Consider the following 1,177-nt stretch of genomic DNA (forward strand, 5'->3'; position numbering starts at 1 on the left):
CAAAATAAACCTCATCCGGTGTCCTCCCTCCTAACCCAAAATGCGGCCTCTCCCCATTGTAGCTCCCAATCCACCTCCCTATCGCCTCCCGAGCTTCCTTCCCTCCCTCAAATTCCAGTAAATATACGCACTCGTACTTCAGCGACCTCCAAAAACGCTCCACCATTCGGTTGTCTTGCCATCGCCCACGACCGTCCATCGAAATCGCTACCCCTGCCTCCTCTAATACCTCCAAAAACTCCCTGCTCGTGTATTGACTCCCTTGATCCGTGTTGAATATCGCCGGCCTCCCGTACTTCTCCAACGCCTCCTCCAGTACCTGGCGGCAAAATCCAGCCTCCATCGTGTTCGATAACCCCCACGAAAGCACCTTCCGACTGTACCAGTCTAGCACTACCACCAGATAAAGATAGCCTCCCCTTACGGGAATGTATGTAATGTCCGAACACCATACCTCATTGGGCCTCTCCACCTTCCGATCCCTCAACAAATAAGGATAAGTCCGATGATCTTTCGCTTTTTCACTGGTCCTCCTGGGCCTGGGATAAAATACCTTGAGCCCCATAAGCCGCATCAGACGCTGCACCCTCTTGCGGTTCACCCTGTACCCTTCTTGCCTCAAAACCTCCGTCATCCTCCGGCTCCCATAGTAAGGCTTCTTAAGATAAATCTGGTCGATCCTCCGCATCAGCTCAAGGTTCTCCGGTCTCTCTCCTCGACCTCGATAGTAATAACCGGAACGACTGAAACCCAATAGCTCGCACTGCCGACTAACGCTTATCTCCTCTTCCTTAGAGATCGCCCCCTTCTTCTCCTCCAGGCTCAACTTCTCCTGGAGATTCCGGCTAAAAAATCGCGTTCCACCACCAGCTCCCCGATCTTGGCCTGTAGCCTTCGTATCTCTTCCTCATACCCTCTGGTATCCGAAGACTTGCCCCGGGCAAAAACTGATACCAGCCCCTCCTGGGCCTGCCTTTTCCATTTCGAGATCATATTGGGATGAAGATCAAATTGCGCAGCCAGCTCCGCAAGGGACTTCTCTTCCCTCAGAGCCTCAAGGGCTACCTTGGCCTTGAATTCCGGAGAATACCTCTTGGACTTTTTCCTGGACATTGGACCCCTCCTTTGTCTGATTTTTTCACCTTACCACACTGTACAAATTTCGGGGTCCACTTCA

General features: G+C 52.3%; 1 protein-coding gene. It reads right to left on the reverse strand.

Features of this window, described 5'->3' with window-relative positions; genetic code table 11:
* Positions 1-1,113 (reverse strand): IS3 family transposase gene (locus K3767_RS11995; protein ID WP_370630462.1). Its coding sequence is split into 2 segments (ribosomal slippage), with 1,111 coding nucleotides annotated over them: positions 1-829 and positions 832-1,113; the frame shifts between segments, so codons are not numbered across the junction. This gene is flagged as partial in the annotation.
* Between the last annotated feature and the right edge of the window lie 64 nt (positions 1,114-1,177).

It is taken from the genome of Thermosulfurimonas sp. F29, from assembly GCF_019688735.1.
Classification (GTDB): domain Bacteria; phylum Desulfobacterota; class Thermodesulfobacteria; order Thermodesulfobacteriales; family Thermodesulfobacteriaceae; genus Thermosulfurimonas_A.